We start from the raw sequence: 19355 nt of genomic DNA, 5'->3' as shown, positions 1-19355 counted from the left end.
GCGGCGCCCCGGTTCACACCCGGGCGGCGGACCGGAGGTCGTGGTCGAAGGCCCGGATGTCCTCCTCGCTGAGCGAGGTGCGGGTGCCGGCGATCGCCTGGAGGTAGTCGCCGGTCAGCCGGCCGGGGTCCGGGGGGTCCGCCGGGTCCGCCGCGAGGTGCCGCTCGAAGGCGCTCTGGGCGGCGGTGCGGGCCGCGTACTCGATGTCCGCGGGCGTGAAGCGGTCGCTGGCCTCGACCAGCGCGGGAAGGTCGACCCGGTCGGCCCGGTCGGGCCCTATGTACCGGATCCAGATGGCCTTTCTGGCCTCGGCGTCCGGCGGGCCGACCGGGATCAGGTAGTCGAACCGTCCCGGTCGCAGGAACGCCGGATCCAGCGAGCGCACCGCGTTGGTCGCGCAGATCAGCAGGCGGCGCTCACCGCGCCGGAACTGCGGGATGAGCTTGAGGAGTTCATTGGTCACCCGGTGGGCGAGCGTGGTCGGGTCCTGGCGTTCGGAGGCGATCTCCTCGGCCTCGTCGAAGAACAGCACGACCTCGTCCAGGTGCTCGACGCGGGCGAACAGCCGCCGCAGCGCGGCCGCCACCCCGTGGGCGTCGTCGGCGAGCTGGAACGGCAGCACCTCCAGGAAGGGCCAGCGCAGCCGGGAGGCCACCGCCCGCGCGAACGTGGTCTTGCCGGTGCCGGGCGGGCCGAAGAGCACCACGGCCCGCGGGGGCACCAGCTGGTAGCGCCCGGCGACCTCCGGGTGCTCCAGCGGCAGCACGAGCCGGCGTTCGATCAGCGTCTTCTCCGCGCCCATCCCCGCGATGCGGTCCCACAGCCCCACCTCCGGCACGACGCCGCCGAGCTGTCCGAGCACGGTGGTCCCGGCCGACTCCGCCGGCAGCAGCTTCTCGAAGTAGCCCAGGTCGGGCCGGCCGGTGTAGCCCGAGTTCTTGAACGCCTGCTCGCCGACCTCGCCCTCCGGCAGCAGCGCCCCGATGCGGCGCACCCCCGCCTGCGCCAGCCGCTTCTCCAGACCGGCCAGCAGCGCCGAGCCGATGCCGTGACCGCGCCACTGACGGGCGATGGCCAGGCGCAGCACCCAGGCCCGCTCCTGTGCCGTCGAGGACACCGCCGCGCCGACGATCCGGTCCCCCACCACGGCGACGACCGCCGGGGTCCGGGCCCGGAGGGCGCTCACCACCTCCGCGAGGCTCACGGCCGGGTCGGCGGCCGTGTCCCGCGATTCCTCCCAGATGCGCACCACCTGGTCGAGGTCGCCCTCCTCCAGGTCGCGGACCCGCCACGGAGACATCGGCGCCACCTCCCAGGCCATTTTCCCGCAGGCCGCTGCCGCGGGCCCGCCGGGCGGCCGGGCCCCGGTCCGGGGGCGGCCGGCCCCTTCGTGCCGGGCCGTCACCGCCCGGCCCGGCCGGGCCGGCTCCGGCTGTGGCCCCGCGCCCCGGCGGGTAGCGTCGGAAGGGCGACGCGACAGGAGGCTCATCATGCGAGTGCTGCCGGCCGCCCCCTCGATCCGGGGCCTCACCGCCGTGGTCACCGGCGGCTCCCGCGGGCTCGGCCTGCTCATGGCCGGCGAGTTGATGAAGCGTGGCTGCCATGTGGTGCTGCTGGCGAGGGACGAGGCGGAGCTCGGCCGAGCGGTCACCAAACTGGGCCGGCTGCCGTGCGGTTCGGTGCGCAGCGTGGTGTGCGACGTACGGGACGGCGCCGCGGTGCGGGCCCGCATGGACGAGATCGTCCGGGACAACGGCCGGCTGGACATCGTCCTCGCCAACGCCGGCATCATCCAGGTGGGCCCCGCCGACGCCCTCGGGACCGAGGGGTTCCGCGACGCGCTGGACTCCATCTTCAACGGGGCGCTGCACACCGCCCTGGCCGCCCTCCCCCACCTCCGGCGCAGTCCGGTCGGCGGCCGGCTGGCCCTCGTCGGGTCGGTGGGCGGGCTGCTGGCGGTGCCGCACCTGCTGCCGTACTCCTGTGCCAAGGCGGCGGTCGCGGCGCTGGCCGAGGGGCTGCACGCGGAGGAGGCCGTACACGGGGTCACCGTGACGGGCATCCACCCCGGGCTGATGCGCACCGGCTCGCATCTGCACGCCCGCTTCGGCGGCGACCGGCGCCGGGAGTACGCCTGGTTCCAGACGCTGGCCGGTGCCCCCCTGCTGTCGATGAACGCCGAGCGGGCGGCGGAGCGCATCGTCTCCGCCGTACAGCGGCGCCGGCACCGGATCGTGCTGACGCCGGCGGCCAAGTTGGGCGCGGTGGCGCACGGCGTGGCCCCGGTGGCCACCACCCGGCTGGTGTCGTTGATCGGCCGGGTGCTGCCCCGCGACGGCGGCGGCGAGACCGCGGAGGGCTTCCGGGTCGAGGCCGAGGACCAGCCGCCCGCACGACGGCTCCGCCGCGTCCTGGGCGTGCTGAACGAACGCGCGGCCGGCCGCTTCAACCAGCGCGGCGGCCCGGCGGACACCTGGTGACCTGCGGGGCCGTGACCTGCGGGGCCGGCGGCCTCCCGGGCGCCGGCGGTCCGTCGTGGTGCACCGGTCACCGGCCGCTCTTATGGTGGCGTACAGGGCATCCGGCGCCGGGCGCGCGCGCCTTCGCCGGCCGTCGAGGCGAAGGAGGACAGGATGCGGGCACTGACGTGGCACGGAAGACGAGACGTGCGCATCGACACGGTCCCCGATCCGCAGATCGCCGACCCGACCGACGTCCTGGTGAGGATCACGTCCACCGGCATCTGCGGCTCCGACCTCCACCTCTACGAGGTCCTGGGGCCGTTCCTGGAGCCCGGCGACATCCTGGGCCACGAGCCGATGGGGGTCGTCGAGGAAGTGGGTCCGGAGGTCACCGCGCTCTCCGCGGGCGACCGGGTGGTGGTGCCGTTCAACGTCTCCTGCGGTACCTGCTGGATGTGTGACCAGGGCCTGCATTCGCAGTGCGAGACCACCCAGGTCCGTGAACACGGCATGGGCGCCGCGCTGTTCGGCTACACCAAGCTCTACGGCCAGGTGCCGGGCGGGCAGGCCGAGTACCTGCGGGTGCCGTTCGGCAACACCCTGCCCGTGAAGGTGCCGCACGGGCCGCCCGACGAACGCTTCATCTACCTCTCGGACGTGCTGCCCACCGCCTGGCAGGCCGTCGCCTACGCCGACGTCCCGCCCGGCGGCAGCGTCGTCGTGCTCGGGCTGGGCCCGATCGGCGACATGGCGGCCCGCATCGCGCTGCACCGGGGCGCCGAGCAGGTCATCGGCGTCGATCTCGTTCCCGAGCGGCTGGCCCGGGCCCGGGCGCGCGGCGTGCACACGCTGAACGTCGAGGAACTCGGGGCGGACCTGGGTGACGAGGTGCGCCGGCTGACCTCCGGGCGCGGCGCGGACGCGGTCATCGAGGCGGTGGGCATGGAGGCGCACGGTGCGCCGGTGGCGAAGGCCGCCCAACAGGCCGTGGGGCTGCTGCCGGACGCGCTCGCCGAGAAGCTCATGACGCGGGCGGGCGTGGACCGCATGTCGGCGTTCCACGCGGCCATCGACGCGGTCCGGCGGGGTGGGACGGTCTCCGTCGTCGGCGTTTACGGCGGTGCCATGGACCCGTTGCCGCTGCTGAAGATGTTCGACAAGCAGATCCAGCTGCGGATGGGCCAGGCCAACGTCCGGCGGTGGGTCGGCGACATCCTGCCGCTGCTGACCGACGCCGACCCGCTGGGCGTGGAGGGCTTCGCCACCCACAAACTGCCGCTGGAGGACGGGCCGCAGGCGTACAAGACCTTCCAGACCAAGGAAGACGGCATGGTCAAGACGCTGCTGACGCCCTGACCGCCGACGGCCCGTACGTGACCGTTCCCCCGATGCGGAGCCGCATCGGGGGAACGGTCACGTACGGGCCGGGCCGCGCCCGGATCCGGGCTACTGCGGGTCGACGCCGGTGTGCGCCTCGGCGTCCCGCCCGCCGGCGGGCCGGCCGGAGCGGCCCCGCGGTCCGGTCTTGTGCATGCCCTTCTCGTCTTCCTTGGCAGCGCGCTGTTCCCCGCTGCGGGTCTCGCTCTCGGTTTCGACCGCCGTGGGGATCTTGTCGGTCGACTTCTTCCGGTTCTTCGTCACGTCTGCTCCCTTGCTCGCCCCACTGACGGGCGCGACGGTCGCGCCCGCTTTGGGGAGCGGCGAGCCGCAGGCCCCGGGGTGGAGCGCAGGCCCGTACCGCGTCGGTCTGGTGTCCCTCCCTCCAGGCTGCGGGCCGTACGGCCGGTTCGCACCTCAGCCCCGCGGCGGTCCCCGCGCGGCGCGGGCTGCTCAGGTGGCGTCCCGGCCGGATCACCCGGAGGCTGGGGAAAGACGTCCGCACGAACGGACCCGCCCAGACGACGGGGCCCGTCGTGGACAGGAAGTGCGACGGAAGCGGGGCTCAGCGCTTCAGCGCTCCGGCCTCCCTCGGACCAGGACGCTCGGTTCTCGGGGCGGAGGTGCCCTATGAGTGCAGCGACGGCCGCGCTCCCCCGACCGCGGCCGCTGGTGACGCTGCCCGGTGTCTACTCACCCCAGGACGACACCTGGCTGCTGCTGCGCGCCCTGTACCGGGAGGACCTCACCGCCGGCGCCGAACTGCTCGACCTGGGCTCGGGCAGCGGGGCCCTCGCGGTACGGGCCGCACGGCGCGGGGCCCGGGTCACCGCCGTCGACATCTCCTGGCAGGCGGTCCTCGCCACCCGGCTCAACGCCTGGCTCTCCGGGCAGCGCGTCACCGTACGCCGCGGCGATCTGACCGCGGCGGTGGCCGGCCGGTCGTTCGACCTGCTGCTGAGCAACCCGCCGTATGTACCTGCGCCCGGCGCCCGCCGGCCCCGGGGGCCGGCCCGCGCCTGGGACGCGGGACGGGACGGCCGGCTGCTCGTCGACCGCGTCTGCGACGCGGCGGCCGGTGCGCTGCGCCCCGGCGGGGTGCTGCTGATGGTCCACTCCGAGCTGTGCGGCCCCGAGGACACGCTGCAGCGACTGTCCCGTACGGGCATGCGGGCCGCGGTCAGCGATCGCGCGCTCGTCCCGTTCGGACCGGTGCTGCGCTCGCGGCTGCCCTGGTTGCGCAGCCAGGGCCTGCTCGCGCAGGGCCAGGACAAAGAGGAACTGGTGATCATCCGTGCCGAGCACCCCTGAGCGCCCCCGCCGGGTCACGCTCACCCCCGACGGTCCGCTGCTGGTGGAGGGACCGGTGGAGGTGAGCGGCGCGGACGGCACGGTGGTCGTCTCCCGGCGGTTCGTCGTCGCGCTCTGCACCTGCCGGCGCAGCCGCAGCTACCCCTGGTGCGACACCAGCCACCGGCGACGCTCACCCCCGGGCGGGCACGCCGCCGGCCCGGCCCGCTGCCCGGCCGCGGACCACGCCCCCGAGGCGGCGGACCGGGGCGCGGAAGGAACCGGCCGCGCCCCGGAAGGAGAGGACCGATGAACGCCCCCGCCCCCGCCGTCCGGCCCACCGGTCCACAGCTGCCGCGCGGCCGCGGACCGCTCTCCGGCGCGGTGCTCGCCCACCTGCGCGACGCGGCCGGCCCGCTGCCCACCGAGGCGGAGGCCGGGCGCGCCGATCCGTACGGGCCGGACCTCCAACTCGCCCTCTACGTGCTGTACGAACTGCACTACCGGGGCTTCGCCGGGGTCCACGCCGACCACGAATGGGACCCGGCGCTGCTGTCCGTGCGGCGCGCGCTGGAGCGGCGGTTCCTCGGCGCGCTGCGGACGGACGTCCCGGCGGCCGGCGCGGAGGAGGCGCTGGCCGCGCTGCTGATCGAGCCGGCCGGCGACGACGGCGGCAGCGTCAGCCACTACCTGCAGCGCGAGGGCCGGCTGTGGCAACTGAGGGAGTACGCGGCGCTCCGCTCGCTCTACCACCTCAAGGAGGCCGATCCGCACGCCTGGGTGCTGCCGCGGCTGCGCGGCCGCGCCAAGGCCGGGATGGCGGCCATCGCCTTCGACGAGTTCGGCGCCGGACGCGCGGAGGGCATCCACGCCCGGCTCTTCGCCGCCCTGATGACGGACCTGGGCCTGGACGCCACGTACGGCCACTACGTCGACCCGGCACCCGCCGAAGCGCTCGCGACCGTCAACGTGATGTCGCTGCTGGGTCTGCACCGTGCCCTGCGCGGCGCGCTGATCGGCCACTTCGCCACGGTCGAGGTGACCTCGTCGCCGGGGTCCCGGCGGCTTGCGGAGGCGATGCGCCGCACCGACGCCGGCCCCGCGGCGGAGCGCTTCTACGACGAACACGTCGAGGCGGACGCCGTCCACGAGCAGGTGGCGCGCCGCGAGGTGGTCGGCGGCCTGCTGGCCGAGGAGCCGGAGCTGGAGCCCGACGTCGCCTTCGGGATCGGCGCCACCGGACTGCTGGAGGACCGGCTGGCCACCCGTCTCCTCGGCGCGTGGCGGGCGGAACGCAGCGCACTCGGGTCCCCGTTGACCGTGACCTGACGACGTCACCGTCCGCTCAGCTGCCCCGCGCGCACCGCCCCGGCCACCACCGGCGTCCACCTCATGCCGCCGGGCACCGTCCGGCGGCTGGTTGAAGGACACGGAGATCGGTTAGTCATAGGCGCCGCAGGGACGGACATCGGACGTCGCGCCGCACAGAACGTGACACCTGCCCGGATCACGGGGCCCGTGATGGCGCGCCGAGGCGTGAGGGAGCGCGGGGCATGGTCTTCCGGAGGCGCACAGGACCCGGTCGCCCGCCCCGGCTGCCGCGCGCGGCGGAAAAGGGCTTCACCTGGCTGGACGAACGGCTCCCGGCCTCCTCCGCCGGCAAACTGCTGCGCAAGGCGTTCCCGGACCACTGGGCCTTCCTGCTGGGCGAACTGGCGCTCTACAGCCTCGTCGTGCTCGTGCTCACCGGGGTCGTCCTGACGCTGTTCTTCGACCCGGGGATGACCGAGAGCGTCTACCAGGGCTCGTACGCCCCGTTGCGCGGCACCCGGATGACCGCGGCGTACGCCTCCACCCTCACCATCAGCTTCGACGTGCGCGGCGGGCTGCTCCTCCGGCAGATCCACCACTGGGCGGCGCTCACCTTTCTCGCCTCCATCGGCGTGCACATGCTGCGCATCTTCTTCACCGGAGCGTTCCGCCGCCCGCGCGAGGGCAACTGGATGATCGGCCTGACGCTCTTTCTGCTGGGCCTGCTGGAGGGCTTCTGCGGGTATTCGCTGCCGGACGACCTGCTGTCCGGGACGGGTCTGCGGACGGCGGCCACCATCACGGGATCGATTCCCGTCGTGGGGACCTATCTCTCCTTCTTCGCCTTCGGCGGCGAGTTCCCCGGGCAGGACATCATTCCGCGCCTGTACGTCATGCACATCCTGCTCGTACCCGGGATCCTGATCGCACTGGTCACCCTGCATCTCGTGCTCGTGGTCCAGCTCAAACACACGCAGTGGCGGGGCCCCGGCAGAGTGAACCGGAACGTCATCGGCCAGCCGATGTTTCCGCAGTGGCTCACCAAGTCCACCGGCCTCCTCGTCGTGCTGACCGCCGTCTTCGCGGTGCTCGGAGCGCTCGGCCAGGTCAACCCGGTGTGGAACTACGGCCCGTTCCAGGCCGACCAGGTGTCCACCGACGCGCAGCCCGACTGGTACGTGGGATTCCTTGAGGGCGCGCTGCGGCTGATGCCCCCTTGGGAGACGAATCTGTGGGGCCACACCGTCATGTGGAACGTCTTCGTCCCCGCCGTCGTCCTGCCGGGGGTGCTCTTCGCGGTGCTCTACGCGTACCCGTTCCTCGAAAGGTGGCTGACCCCGGACCGCGGTGAGCTGCATCTGTGCGACCGGCCGCGCGAGGCGCACACCCGCACCGGGCTCGGGGTGGCCGGCATCGCCTTTTACGCGGTGCTCCTGGTGGCCGGCGGAAACGACGTCATCGCCTTCGTCTTCGACCTGTCGCTCAACACCCTGACGTGGGTGCTGCGGGCGGCGCTGGTGCTGGTCCCGCCGTCGGCTTTCCTCCTCACCAAATGGCTCTGTCTGGCACTCCAGCACCGCGATCGGGAACGCCTGGCCGAGGGCGACGAAACCGGCTGGGTACGGCAGTCCGCCTACGGCGATCTGTCCGAGGGCCACCAGGAGCTGCCGGCCGCCGAGCGCCACACCTTGCTCGCCCGGCGCACCCCGCGTCCCCTCGAACCGCCGCCCGGCGTGCCCGTCGCCGCCCTTTCCCGGCTCCGGCGGCTACAGCTGTCCCTCAGCCGCTGGTACTACCGCGACCAGGTGGAACCGCCGGCCGCCGGTCCCCGGAAGGAAGAGTTCGCCACGGCGTCCGACCGCGCCGGGGCCGACGGCCCGTGACGTCAGCTGTCGCGCTCCGCGTACTGGAAGACGAAGCCGAAGACGCCACCGGCCAGGAGGCCCACACCGATCAGGAAGAGCCACACGCCGAAGATGACGCCCAGCGCCGCCACGGCGTAACCGGTCGCGGAGAGGACCGGGTAGACGCTGCGCGGCGGAAAGAAGTCCACCGTCCCCGAACGCTGTTTGATCTCGGCGCTCTTGTGGTCCTCGGGCCGGCTGCCGTGCTTGCGCCGCTGGACGCCGAAGTAGAGGAAGAGCAGGGCCGACATCAGAAAGGACACGATGAGGGCGGCGGTGCCGGCGGGTTCGAGGTCCGACCACCAGGCGTAGCCGGTCCCGGTCACGGCGAAGAACACCATGACGCCGCCGAAGAGGAGCATCTCGATTCTCATGGCGTCACTCGGCCACGGTGTCGGGAGTGGGGGTGCCGTTCCCGCCGGGGCCGGCGCCGGCCGCCGGGACGCCGGCGCCCACCTCGGGGTGGTGCAGGTCAAAAGCGGGTGAGTCGGAGCGGACCCGCGGCATCGTGTGGAAGTTGTGGCGGGGCGGCGGGCAGGAGGTCGCCCACTCCAGCGATCTGCCGAACCCCCAGGGGTCGTCCAGCCGCACCTTCGGCGCATGGCGGGTGGTGTGCCAGACGTTGTACAGGAACGGCAGCGTGGAGGCCCCCAGCACGAAGGCGCTCACCGAGGAGACGGTGTTGAGGAGGGTGAAGCCGTCCGCGGCGAGGTAGTCGGCGTAGCGCCGCGGCATGCCCATCTCGCCCAGCCAGTGCTGCACCAGGAACGTTCCCTGGAAGCCCAGGAACAGGGTCCAGAAATGAATCTTGCCGAGCCGCTCGTCGAGCATTTTCCCGGTCCATTTGGGCCACCAGAAGTAGAACCCGGCGAACATCGCGAAGACGACCGTGCCGAACAGCACGTAGTGCAGGTGAGCCACGATGAAGTAGCTGTCGGTCACATGGAAGTCCAGCGGCGGGGACGCGATCAGCACACCGCTCAGCCCGCCCAGCAGGAAGGACACCAGAAAGCCCACGCTCCACAGCATCGGCGTCTCGAACGACAGGCTGCCGTGCCACATCGTCCCGATCCAGTTGAAGAACTTCACGCCGGTGGGCACCGCGATGAGGAAGGAGAGCACGGAGAAGAACGGCAGCAGGACCGCCCCGGTGGCGAACATGTGGTGTGCCCACACCGAGGCCGACAGCATCGTGATGCCGATCGTGGCACCGACCATTCCGACATACCCGAACATCGGTTTGCGGCTGAAGACCGGGATGATTTCGGAGACCACCCCGAAGAACGGCAGCGCCACGATATAGACCTCCGGGTGCCCGAAGAACCAGAACATGTGCTGCCAGAGGATCGCTCCGCCGTTCGCCGCGTCGAAGACGTGCGCGCCGAATTTGCGGTCCGCCTCCAGGACCAGCAGCGCGGCGGTGAGCACCGGAAAGGCCAGCAGCGCGAGGATGGAGGTGAACAGCACGTTCCAGGTGAAGATCGGCATGCGGAACATCGTCATTCCCGGGGCGCGCAGGCAGACGATCGTCGCGATGAAGTTCACCGCGCCCAGGATCGTGCTCAGCCCGGCCACCACCAGCCCCATGGTCCACAGGTCGCCGCCCGTCCCCGGTGCGAACACCGGCCCGTTGAGGGGCGCGTAGGCGAACCAGCCGAAGGACGCGGCGCCGCCCGGGACGACGAAGCCGGACACCACCATGAGGCCGCCCAGCAGGAAGAGCCAGTAGGTGAAGGCGTTCAGCCGCGGGAAGGCGACGTCCGGGGAGCCGATCTGCAGCGGCATGACCGCATTCGAGAATCCCGCGAACATCGGGGTCGCGAAGAGCAGCATCATGATCGTGCCGTGAATGGTGAAGAGCTGGTTGTACTGCTCGTTGGAGAACAGCTGGAGCCCGGGCCGGATCAGCTCGGCCCGCATCAGCATGGCCAGCGTCCCGGCCAGCAGGAAAAAGCCGAAGGCGGTGACCATGTACAGGTTTCCGATCACCTTGTGATCGGTCGTGGTCAGCCATCCCAGAACGACCCGGCCGGGCCGGGACCGGTCCTTTTCCGGTGCTTGCCGTTCCGCCGCCGCAGTCTCTGTCATGCGAGTTCCGCTCTCTCCCTCTGCGCCGGATTGCCTCCCCGGCCATCATGGCCGTTCGCGGTCCCGCCCCGGGGTGCGCGCCGAACGCCGTAGGAGTGAATTGCCGGGGACCGTGCGGCGTCCGCCGCTCCTCGGCCGTCGGCCCTCCCGAACATCTTGTTGGGCCACCCGGCTGAATTCCGGCCGCGTGCGTTTCGGCTTCAGCGGGTTGACCGCGCGGCCGGCCGCGGGGGCACGACCATACCCCTGGCAACACAGGACAAATCGGCAAGGAGCATCGTGAGAAGCGTTGTGCGGGCGGGAAGTGTCATCGGGGCGTGCAGCCTCGTTCTGTTGAGCGCCGGTATCGCCCGGGCCCAGATCATTCCGGAATTGCTTTCCACCACGGTGGGTACCGATTTCCTCGGCCTCACCCGCATGTCGAACGGCGTGCACTGCCACAACCGACTGGGCAACATCTACTTCAAGCAGCCCGGATTCGGGGAGCCGAGCCGGCCGTGCGTGAACGGCTCGGTCAACAGCGGTAACAGCCGGGACGCCGGGAACGCCATCATTCACGGCCACCCGAACCGCAGCGGCATCCTCTCCGCGCACAACGGCAGCGGCAACAGCGGCAACTTCGTCGGGGGTGCCTCGCAGGGCAGCAACAACGCCATCCAGCGCGGCGTGGGAGGCCGCCACCACTGAGACCGGCACGACGGAACGTCCCAGCCGGCCCCGGTGCGTGACCGGGGCCGGCTGGTCCGTTGCGGGGCAGCCGGAACACGGTGCGGAGCGGCGGGGCGACGCCGCCCGCCTCAGCTTCCGCTGGTGGTCCCGTTGCCGCTGTTGGTGTTGTTGCCGGACAGGTACACGTTCTGCGCGTTGCTGACGTTCCCGCTGTTCACGGGCCCGTTGGCGCAGACCGCCGCCCTGCGCGTGCAGCGGAACGAGGCATTGAAGTCGGCCCAGGTGTCGCTGTTGAACACCCCGTCGTCCGTGCCGAACGGGTTCTCGTCCGCCTGGGCGGGTGACGCCCCGCCGAGGGCCAGCAGCAGGCCGCATGCTCCGGCTATCACCATGTCGACACGTGCCATCTTCTTCACTGTGTGCTCCTGCGCTCGCGGTTGCCCCCCGCGGTCGTACTGCCGGGCATGCCGGCTTCCACGATGCCTGAGCAACGGCCGGCCCGCGCGTTCACAGTGCTCCAACGCCGGGCGGGCGGCCGCCAGATGGCCGATATGCCGAAGAGCGATCAGGGCTGGTGAGGGGTCAGGGCACCACCGTGACCTCGAAGTGCGCCGGTTCGGCGCCCTCGGCGGTGACGGTGAAGGTGGCGGTGCCGTCCACGTCGCCCGCCACGAGCGCCGGGGTGCGCGCGAAGCCCTGGTCGTCGGTGGGCACGGTCACGGTGATCTCGTTCTCCGCGAAGAGGACCTGCTGGGTGGTGGACACCCAGGAGAACGTCACCGGGACGCCGGACACCCGGTCGCCGGTACCGGCGTCGATCAGCCGGGCCGTCAGCGGCTCGGCGAAGGTCTGCAGACGGCCGGTGCGCTGGCCGATTCCCCCGGCAGGCTGGATGACCAGTTTCCGAGCCGAGCCCGCTTCCGCACTCATGGTGCCTCCTGACTGGATGGGCCGTGGGTCGCCCGGTGCCCGGTCGGCCCCCGGGCATGCCGGACGGCGGATGCGGTGATGTTAGACAGGGGAGCCCGGCGACCTGGGGTATGACCTGCTCGTTTCCGGGGAGTTCCTGCGTTGGGGTGACGGGCCGACAGACGCCCGTCGCCGGTCACCCCACCACGAGGACGATCTTCCCGGTCGTCCGGCCCGTCTGGGCGCGCGCATGGGCCTCGGCGGCCTCGGCCAGCGGGAACGTGGCGTCGATGTGCGCGCGCAGCGTGCCCGCGGCGGCGAGGTCGGCGACGGCCCGCATACCCGCGTGGTCCGCCTCGACGAGCAGGGTCTCCAGACGGATGCCCAACTCGGCCGCCTTCTTGGCCGCTTGGTCCGTGGCGGGCTTGAGGATGGACACCAGGAGGCCGCCGGGGCGCAGGACGTTCAGGGAACGGGTGCGGCTCTCGTCGTCGAGGGAGTCCAGGACGACATCGACGTCGCTGACCGCCTCGGCGAAGTCGGTGGTGCGGTAGTCGATCAGCTCGTCCGCGCCCAGATCCCGCAGGAAGTCGTGCTTGGCGGCGCTGGCCGTGCCGATGACGTGGGCGCCGCGGGCCTTGGCGATCTGTACGGCGAGGTGGCCGACGCCGCCGGCGGCCGCGTGGATCAGGACCCGCTGGCCGGGCCGGACGTCCGCGGTGTCGACCAGCGCCTGGTAGGCGGTGAGGGCGGCCAGCGGGAGGGCGCCGGCCTGGACGTGGTCGAGGCCGGCCGGCTTGTGCACGAAGGCGCGTGCCGGGCCGGTGACGTACTCGGCGTGCGAGCCGACGCCGTGCGGGTAGGGCAGCATGCCGAAGACCTCGTCCCCCGGCTTGAAGAGGGTGACGCCGAAGCCGACGGCCTCGACGACACCGGAGACGTCCCAGCCGAGGACGAACGGCGGATCGCCCAGGAACGGGCCGCCGGCGCGGTGCTTCCAGTCGGTGGGGTTGACGCCGGCCGCCCGCACGGCGATGAGGATTTCGCTCAAGCCCGGTGCGGGGCGCGGCAGCTCGACCTCCTTCAGGACGTCGGGGCCGCCGAGGACGTCCTGGCTGATGGCGCGCATGGTGGCAGGGGCGGTGGTGGCGCGGTGCGCCGTCGCTTCGGTCATGTCCTCAAGGCTGCCGGTGGCGACGAGCGGCGACAATGGCTGGACAGCCAGGGTTCGATGACATCGTGCCAAGCAGCCGGGAGCGCCGGACGAGTGGCGTCGACCGGCGCGGCACACCGGACTCAGGCCGTCGTCCGGAACGTCCGCCGGTACGCCAGTGGAGCCACCCCGATCAGCGCGTTGAGGTGCTGGCGGAGGGAGATGGCACTGCCGAAGCCGACGTCGTGGGCGATGCGCTCGACGGACAGATCGGTGCTCTCCAGCAGTCGTCGGGCCTGGTGGACGCGCTGCTGGACGACCCAGCGGCCCGGGCTGACGCCGGCCTCCTCGGTGAAGCGGCGCGCGAAGGTACGGGAACTCATCCCGGCGTGTGCCGCGAGGTCGGCGAGGGTCAGGGGCCGGTCGAGGTGCGCGAGCGCCCACTCGCGGGTGGCGGCGGTGCCGGACGCGCCGGCGGCCGGGACGGGCTGCTCGATGTACTGGGCCTGTCCGCCCTCCCGCCAGGGCGGGATGACACAGCGGCGCGCGATGCTGTTGGCGAGTTCGCTGCCGTGGTCCCTGCGGACGATGTGCAGACAGAGGTCCACCCCGGAGACGGCACCGGCCGAGGTGAGTACGTCACCGTCGTCGATGAACAGCACGTCGGGGTCGACGGTGACGCGGGGGAACATCCGCCGGAAGGTGTCCGCGAGCGCCCAGTGCGTGGTGGCCGGGCGCCCGTCGAGCAGACCGGCCGCGCCGAGCAGGAACCCGCCGGTGCAGAGGGACACCAGCCGGGCGCCGGGGCGGATCCGGGCGAGGGCGGTGGCGGTCGCCGCGGGGAGTCCGTCGTCGAGCAGCCGCAGGTCGAAGGGCGGGATGACGACCGAATCGGCGCGCTCCAGCGCGTCCGGGCCGTGGTCGGGCGCGACCCCGAAGTCCGAACTGCTGCGTACCGGGCGGCCGTCGGGGGTGCAGGTGACCACCTCGTAGCGGTCCGGCAGCTCGCCGAAGACGCGGTGCGCGATGCCGAGTTCGAAGGGGTACACGCCGTCGAGGGCGAGTACGACGATGCGATGGATCGACGACTGCATGGCGGCAATCTATCGGGGAACGTCGATCCTGCCACCGTGCCGGGTGCCGCTCACGGCGTCAACGCGCCCTGCGGGCAAGGCACTCAGCCGCCGGGCGGTGGTTCCACGCGGCCGAGCCAGGAGGTCAGGAGGCGTTCGAGGTGGGCCGCCTCGCCGGGGGGCAGGGCGTCGAGCAGCCGGCGTTCGTTGCTCATGTGGTCGGTGAAAGCCTGGTCGATCAGTTCTCGTCCGGCGCGGGTGAGGGCGACGACCCGGCCGCGGCCGTCGACGGCCGAACGGCGGCGGGTGACCAGGCCGTTGCGTTCCAGCCGGTCGATGCGCTTGGTCATCGCGCCGGTGGTGACCATGGTGCGCGCGGCCAGTTCACCCGGGGCCCGCTCGAACGGCTCGCCCGCGCGGCGCAGCGCCGCCAGCACGTCGAACTCCCCCTCGCTCAGGCCGTACCGGCGGTAGACGAGGCAGAGCTGCTCGGTGAGGAGGCCGGCGAGGCGGTGCAGTCGCCCGATCACCCCTTGGGGACCGACGTCGAGGTCCGGTCTTTCGCGGGCCCATTCGGCCTGGATGCGGGCGACGTGATCGAGGGGCCGGTCCATGGCTTCACTATAGCTTCCGAGGAAGGCATAATAGCTTCCATGGAAGCTATCCCGCGCTGGGCGTGGACACCGATAACGGCCCTCGCGCCGGTGGCCTGGGGCACGAACTACTTCGTCACCCACGAGTTCCTGCCCTCCGGGCACTCGTTGTACGGGGCCGCGATCCGGGCCCTGCCGGCCGGACTGCTGCTGCTCGCGGTGCGCCGGGAACTCCCCCGCGGGTCGTGGTGGTGGAAGTCGCTGGTCCTCGGCGTCCTCAACGTGGGCGCGTTCTTCGTGCTCATCTATCTGGCCGCACAGCTGTTGCCGACGAGCCTGGCCTCCACCGTCATGGCGACCTCGCCGCTGGTCATGATGCTGATCGCCTGGGTGCTGCTCGCCGAGCGCCCGCGGCCGGCACATCTGGCGGGCGCCGGGGTCGGTCTCGGCGGCGTCTGCCTGATGCTGCTGACCGGCACCGCCTCGGTGGACGTCCGCGGGGTGCTCGCCTCGGCCGCCGCCATGATCATGTCGTCCTGGGGCTATGTCCTCGCCAAACGCTGGAGCCACCAGGTCGAGGTGCTCGCCTCGACGGCCTGGCAACTGATCGCCGGCGGCCTGCTGCTGCTCCCCCTCGCCGTCGCGATCGAGGGGGCACCGCCGGCCCTCGACGCGCCGGCCGTCCTCGGGTTCGGGTACGTCACCGTCGTGGCCACGGCGGTGGCCTTCGCCGCCTGGTTCGCGGGGCTGCGGCACCTGCCCGCGGGCACGGTGGGCCTGGTCGGGCTGCTCAACCCGGCGACCGGGGTGCTGCTGGGCACCCTGCTCGCCGGGGAGGCGCTCACCGCCCGTCAGCTGTGCGGGCTGGCACTGGTGCTGACCGGCATCCTGCTCGGCCGCCCGCCCGGCCGGAGGGCCGGGCGGGGCCGGACCGCGGCGGGCAGCGAGGGCGTACGGCGCCGGGTCCGCCCGCCGTCAGCGCGACGATGACGCGATCCGCCCGGGTGTGTGCGCCGACGTCCAGTCCACGATCTGCACCGCCGCGCCGGCGGCCTCCTGACCCCGGCAGCGGGCATGATGCCGGCGCGCGATGCCGTCCAGGTCGAGGTGGGCGCCGAACGCGGGCAGGGCGGCCAGCCGGCGGGCGTACGCCCACAACTGCCGGTGCCCGGCGATCCGGTGCACCGCCTCGGCGTCCAGGTGCCAGCGGTGCACGGTGTCGAGCTGCACCAGCGTCACCCACAACTGGACGTCGGCCGCGGTGAGTTCGCCGCCCAGTACGTGGTCCCGCCCGGCCACCCGCCGCTCCAGTGAGGACAGCGCACGCAGCAACGTGTCCAGGGCCGCCGCACGGGCCGCGCTGTCGACGCCGTACCGTCCGGCCTGCTGGGCCGCCTCGTGGATGTCGCGCTCACACAGCCGCCCGAGCGCCTCGATGTCCTCCCGGTCCTGCGGCGCATACAGGGCGGGACCGTGGCCACCGAACCGCCCGGCCAGGTCGCGCAGGATGTCGGGGGCGTGCGTGCTGACGATCCGGCCCGTCCATCCGTCGCTGAGCACGGGGGCCGCGGCCGGGCCGGGGTGCTGGTGCGAGCTGGCCTCGTACAGCGGGCGCAACGCGGTGTACCCGCCGTCCGGGCCGTCGGGGACGGCGGGCAGCAGCGTCACCGGGAGGGTGTCGTCGAGGTCCAGCAGACTGTGGGTGACGGCGATCCCGAGACAGTGCGGACAGGACGGCGACAGATACAGCCGATAGCGGTGCGGCACGGCGTAGTGGCCGCTGCGCGCATCACCGCCGATCCGGCCGCGGAGGGAGGGCTCGGCGGTCGGGGACATACCGGAGCGGGCGGACGGGACGGACGTGGCGGACATACGGCTCCCTGGGTTCCGGGCCGGCACGCGGGCGTACGGCGGGGTACGCACGGACGGGCCGGGCGGCGGGTGTTCAGGCGGAGGTACGGCGACAGCGGCAGGTGGGGCCACCACCGGGCGGGGCCGGCCGCGAAGAGGGGCCGACGGGGTACGGGGGACGCGACGGCGGTCCGGGCCGCTTCAGCCGAGGGAACTCGCCGCGCTGCAGACGCGCAGCAGATCGATGTGCCGGCGCGAGGTGAGAAGGGTGAGCGGCTGGGCCGCGCGGACCGCGCGGTCGGTGTCCAGCCCCGCACACACCATGATTTCCCACTCGTTCGCCAGGGTTCCCACCCTTGAGTGTCGAGGCGCCGCCGAGCCGCGTCAAGGGGGTGCGACCGGTGTGCGCCGGGCTCTCGTTCCCCCTCGGGACGGCGCCCGAAACCGCCCTGCGGCCAGCGAATTCGGTTCGCTCGCGCGGCCCGTCGCGCCCTGCGGCACGAGGTCACACCGGCGCTGCGGAATAATGCAGACATGCGGATTTCAGCCAGGGCGGACTACGCGGTGCGGGCCGCGCTGCAACTCGCCGGCACCCGGGACGCGGGGCCGCTCAAGGCCGAGGCGATCGCCGACGCCCAGGACATTCCGCACAAGTTCCTCGAAGGCATCCTCAACGACATGCGCCGGGGCGGTCTGGTGCTCAGTCAGCGGGGCGGAAACGGCGGGTACCGGCTGGCCAAGGAGCCGGCGGCGATCAGCATCGCGGACGTCATCCGGGTCGTGGACGGCCCCCTGGTGTCCGTACGCGGCGTCCGCCCGCCGGAGCTGTCCTACAGCGGCCCCGCCGAGTCGCTGCTGCCGCTGTGGATCGCGCTGCGGGCGAACGTCCGGCAGATCCTGGACGGGGTGTCGCTGGCCGATGTGGCGTCGGCGGAGCTGCCCGGCCAGGTCTCCGCACTGGCCGAGGACCCGGCCTCCTGGACGAATCCGTAGCGGCACACAGCGGGGACAGGTGGGACGGCGGGGACAGCAGGACTAACAGGGACAGCGGGGATTCGCCGAGTCACCCACCGCCGCCCCGACCCACCGTCCGTCCACACTCCGAGACTTGCCCGTCCATCCCTTGAACGGCCCTTGCCGCGCCGGGAGTCCGGGCGCATTCTTTCCCTACTAATCCAGTAGGGAAACTAGGGAATCGGGGACCACCGGGCACGCCCCAGGGCCCCGGGCTCCGAGAGGGGACGGTGAACGGCGCCATGCCGAAGAGGTCCGCAGCACGCACCGCCGCTCCACCGGTCAACTCCCCTGCCGGGGAAGGAATCTGGCCGCGCGTCACCCGCGAGGTGGCGGAAGACCTCGCCGTCGACGCGATCACCCGCGACCGTGCGGGCAAACCGCCCTTCGACGAGCTCGCGCGGCTGCGCGAGGCCGGGCTGCCCGCACTGCTGACGCCGCCGGGGCCGCACGGGCGGGGCGCCGACTGGCGCACCGCGTGCGCGGTCGTCCGGGAGATCGCGGCGGCCGACGGCTCCATCGGCGAACTGCTCGGCCGGCACCACGTCCTGTCCTGGGGCGCCCGGTTCTTCGGCACCCCGGAGCAGGCCGAAGCGCTGGAGCTCAGGGCGGCCGGCGAGCAGTGGGTGTGGGGCGGCGGCGCCGACCTCCCGGGGGCCGAGCCGGAACCGGCCGGGACGGGTCCCGAACTCACCCTCACCCCGTCCCCTGACGGGTATGCCCTCCACGGGTGGCGGGCGTTCGCCTCGGGGGTCGCCGTGGCGGACCGGCTGCTGCTCGGCGCCGTCTGTACCGAGTCCGGCGAATCGCTGATGGTGGTCGTGGACCCGGCGCACCCCGGCGTCACCACCGACCCGGCGCACGACCGGCTCGGCCAGCGGCTCACCGGGGCGGGCAGCATCGGCTTCGACGGCGTCCCGGTGCGACCGGACCAGGTGCTCGGCGCCGTCCCGCGCGACGAGCACGACATCTCCCCGTTCGCCACGCTCGCCCCGTTGGCGCTGCGGCTCGCCCTCGTCCACGTGAGCCTGGGAGTCGCCGAAGGGGCCCTGGCCGAGGCGCGGGACGCCAGCCGTGCCACGCCGCGCGGCTGGCCGCCCGCGGGGCCGGACGACGCGGTCCGCTACGAGCACCCCGGCAGCGATCCGTACCTCCTCCTCGCCTACGGGGAGCTGGTGGCCGCCGCGCACACCGCCGCGGCGGTCGTCGAACCGGCGACCGAGGCCCTGGCGCGGGGCCTGCTGACGGGCCGCGACCTCGGCGTCGACGAGCGGGCCGACATCGCCGTCCTCGTCGCCGCGGCGGAGGCCGTCACCAGCCGGTCCGCGCTGCAGATCACCACCCGCGTGCTGGAGCTGACCGGCGGCGCCGGCTCGCTGGCCGACGACCCCGGATTCGACCGGTTCTGGCGCAACGCCCGGGTCCTGACGGCGCAGGGCTCCGCCACCCACCGGCTCCGCGACATCGGCGACCACTATCTGAACGGGACGCATCCGCCGCTGACGTTGCGCGCGTGACGACGGGGGCCGGCGCGGTACGGCGTGCGGGCCGGCGCGGTGGGCACTCGGAGGGCGGGGACGGGAGAATGGAGTGCGCGCCGGCGGGGCCCGGCGGCCTCGCGCACCGGCCCCGTACCGCTGCGTGGCCACCCTCCTCGCCCG

21 protein-coding genes are annotated in these 19355 nt (G+C 72.9%); 10 read left to right on the top strand and 11 right to left on the bottom strand.

The genetic code is table 11. The features are described 5' to 3' along the window. Positions 1-13: 13 nt before the first annotated feature. Entirely contained in the window at positions 14-1300 is a 1287-nt protein-coding gene (locus SL103_RS15385) for an ATP-binding protein (protein ID WP_069573747.1), read from the bottom strand. Positions 1301-1490: 190 nt separating this feature from the next. On the opposite strand from SL103_RS15385, the gene SL103_RS15380 reads away from it, so the two are divergent. Then, positions 1491-2480 (top strand): SDR family NAD(P)-dependent oxidoreductase, encoded by a 990-nt coding sequence (locus SL103_RS15380; RefSeq protein ID WP_069569550.1) that lies wholly within the window; start codon positions 1491-1493, stop codon positions 2478-2480. A 153-nt stretch (positions 2481-2633) separates the two neighbouring features. Continuing rightward, complete coding sequence (locus tag SL103_RS15375) at positions 2634-3818, top strand: zinc-dependent alcohol dehydrogenase (protein ID WP_069569548.1); 1185 nt, start codon at positions 2634-2636, stop codon at positions 3816-3818. Positions 3819-3908: 90 nt separating this feature from the next. On the opposite strand, the gene SL103_RS15370 is transcribed toward SL103_RS15375, so the two are convergent. After that, a complete protein-coding gene (locus SL103_RS15370) occupies positions 3909-4103 on the bottom strand; it encodes a hypothetical protein (protein ID WP_069569547.1) in 195 nt (64 codons plus the stop codon). Between the two features lie 366 nt (positions 4104-4469). On the opposite strand from SL103_RS15370, the gene SL103_RS15365 reads away from it, so the two are divergent. The 4 genes from SL103_RS15365 (at position 4470) to qcrB (ending at position 8323) form a co-directional block, all read left to right on the top strand. After that, positions 4470-5150: a HemK2/MTQ2 family protein methyltransferase gene (locus SL103_RS15365; protein ID WP_069569545.1), complete on the top strand. Its 681-nt coding sequence runs from the start codon at positions 4470-4472 to the stop codon at positions 5148-5150. After that, a complete protein-coding gene (locus tag SL103_RS15360; protein ID WP_069569543.1) occupies positions 5134-5442 on the top strand; it encodes a CDGSH iron-sulfur domain-containing protein in 309 nt (102 codons plus the stop codon). The genes SL103_RS15365 and SL103_RS15360 overlap by 17 nt, the downstream gene beginning before the upstream one ends. Further along, positions 5439-6458 carry an iron-containing redox enzyme family protein gene (locus tag SL103_RS15355; protein ID WP_069569541.1) on the top strand — a complete coding sequence of 340 codons (1020 nt, stop codon included), beginning with the start codon at positions 5439-5441 and terminating at the stop codon, positions 6456-6458. Before SL103_RS15360 ends, SL103_RS15355 begins: the two co-directional genes overlap by 4 nt. Positions 6459-6682: 224 nt before the next feature. After that, positions 6683-8323, top strand: a complete 1641-nt coding sequence (gene qcrB / locus SL103_RS15350; RefSeq protein WP_069569539.1) for a cytochrome bc1 complex cytochrome b subunit — start codon at positions 6683-6685, stop codon at positions 8321-8323. Positions 8324-8325: 2 nt separating this feature from the next. Here the strand turns inward: qcrB and ctaF are convergent, their stop codons facing one another. Beyond that, positions 8326-8718 carry an aa3-type cytochrome oxidase subunit IV gene (gene ctaF / locus SL103_RS15345; protein ID WP_069569537.1) on the bottom strand — a complete coding sequence of 131 codons (393 nt, stop codon included), beginning with the start codon at positions 8716-8718 and terminating at the stop codon, positions 8326-8328. Between the two features lie 4 nt (positions 8719-8722). Then, on the bottom strand, positions 8723-10432 hold the full coding sequence (gene ctaD / locus SL103_RS15340) for an aa3-type cytochrome oxidase subunit I (RefSeq protein WP_069569535.1): 1710 nt from the start codon (positions 10430-10432) through the stop codon (positions 8723-8725). Positions 10433-10765: 333 nt separating this feature from the next. On the opposite strand from ctaD, the gene SL103_RS15335 reads away from it, so the two are divergent. Next, positions 10766-11119, top strand: a complete 354-nt coding sequence (locus SL103_RS15335; protein WP_244303914.1) for a hypothetical protein — start codon at positions 10766-10768, stop codon at positions 11117-11119. A 110-nt stretch (positions 11120-11229) separates the two neighbouring features. Here the strand turns inward: SL103_RS15335 and SL103_RS15330 are convergent, their stop codons facing one another. From SL103_RS15330 to SL103_RS15310, 5 genes are all read right to left on the bottom strand, one after another. Beyond that, positions 11230-11508: a hypothetical protein gene (locus tag SL103_RS15330; RefSeq protein ID WP_164492808.1), complete on the bottom strand. Its 279-nt coding sequence runs from the start codon at positions 11506-11508 to the stop codon at positions 11230-11232. A 175-nt stretch (positions 11509-11683) separates the two neighbouring features. After that, positions 11684-12031 (bottom strand): hypothetical protein, encoded by a 348-nt coding sequence (locus SL103_RS15325; protein ID WP_069569529.1) that lies wholly within the window; start codon positions 12029-12031, stop codon positions 11684-11686. Positions 12032-12206: 175 nt separating this feature from the next. Then, on the bottom strand, positions 12207-13184 hold the full coding sequence (locus SL103_RS15320; protein ID WP_069569527.1) for an NADP-dependent oxidoreductase: 978 nt from the start codon (positions 13182-13184) through the stop codon (positions 12207-12209). 122 nt (positions 13185-13306) lie between these two features. Further along, the gene (locus SL103_RS15315) at positions 13307-14257 is read right to left on the bottom strand and encodes a GlxA family transcriptional regulator (RefSeq protein ID WP_069569525.1); all 951 of its coding nucleotides are present in this window, start codon (positions 14255-14257) and stop codon (positions 13307-13309) included. 83 nt (positions 14258-14340) lie between these two features. Next, the gene (locus tag SL103_RS15310; protein WP_069569524.1) at positions 14341-14850 is read right to left on the bottom strand and encodes a MarR family winged helix-turn-helix transcriptional regulator; all 510 of its coding nucleotides are present in this window, start codon (positions 14848-14850) and stop codon (positions 14341-14343) included. 39 nt (positions 14851-14889) lie between these two features. On the opposite strand from SL103_RS15310, the gene SL103_RS15305 reads away from it, so the two are divergent. Further along, a complete protein-coding gene (locus SL103_RS15305; protein ID WP_069569522.1) occupies positions 14890-15819 on the top strand; it encodes a DMT family transporter in 930 nt (309 codons plus the stop codon). Here SL103_RS15305 and SL103_RS15300 read toward each other — a convergent pair. Beyond that, entirely contained in the window at positions 15805-16701 is an 897-nt protein-coding gene (locus tag SL103_RS15300) for a glutathione S-transferase C-terminal domain-containing protein (RefSeq protein WP_069569520.1), read from the bottom strand. The two genes, SL103_RS15305 and SL103_RS15300, sit on opposite strands and share 15 nt — an antisense overlap. A gap of 180 nt (positions 16702-16881) precedes the next feature. Beyond that, on the bottom strand, positions 16882-17034 hold the full coding sequence (locus tag SL103_RS37835; protein WP_164492727.1) for a hypothetical protein: 153 nt from the start codon (positions 17032-17034) through the stop codon (positions 16882-16884). 180 nt (positions 17035-17214) lie between these two features. Here SL103_RS37835 and SL103_RS15295 point away from each other — a divergent pair, with 180 nt between their 5' ends. Further along, complete coding sequence (locus tag SL103_RS15295) at positions 17215-17673, top strand: RrF2 family transcriptional regulator (RefSeq protein ID WP_069569518.1); 459 nt, start codon at positions 17215-17217, stop codon at positions 17671-17673. 263 nt (positions 17674-17936) lie between these two features. After that, positions 17937-19211 (top strand): acyl-CoA dehydrogenase family protein, encoded by a 1275-nt coding sequence (locus tag SL103_RS15290; protein WP_069569516.1) that lies wholly within the window; start codon positions 17937-17939, stop codon positions 19209-19211. Positions 19212-19355: the final 144 nt, after the last annotated feature.

Source organism: Streptomyces lydicus (assembly GCF_001729485.1).
In the GTDB taxonomy this organism is placed as follows: Bacteria; Actinomycetota; Actinomycetes; order Streptomycetales; family Streptomycetaceae; genus Streptomyces; species Streptomyces lydicus_D.
Note: the sequence above shows the minus strand (reverse complement) of the source record. Positions and strands in the feature narration are given on the sequence as shown.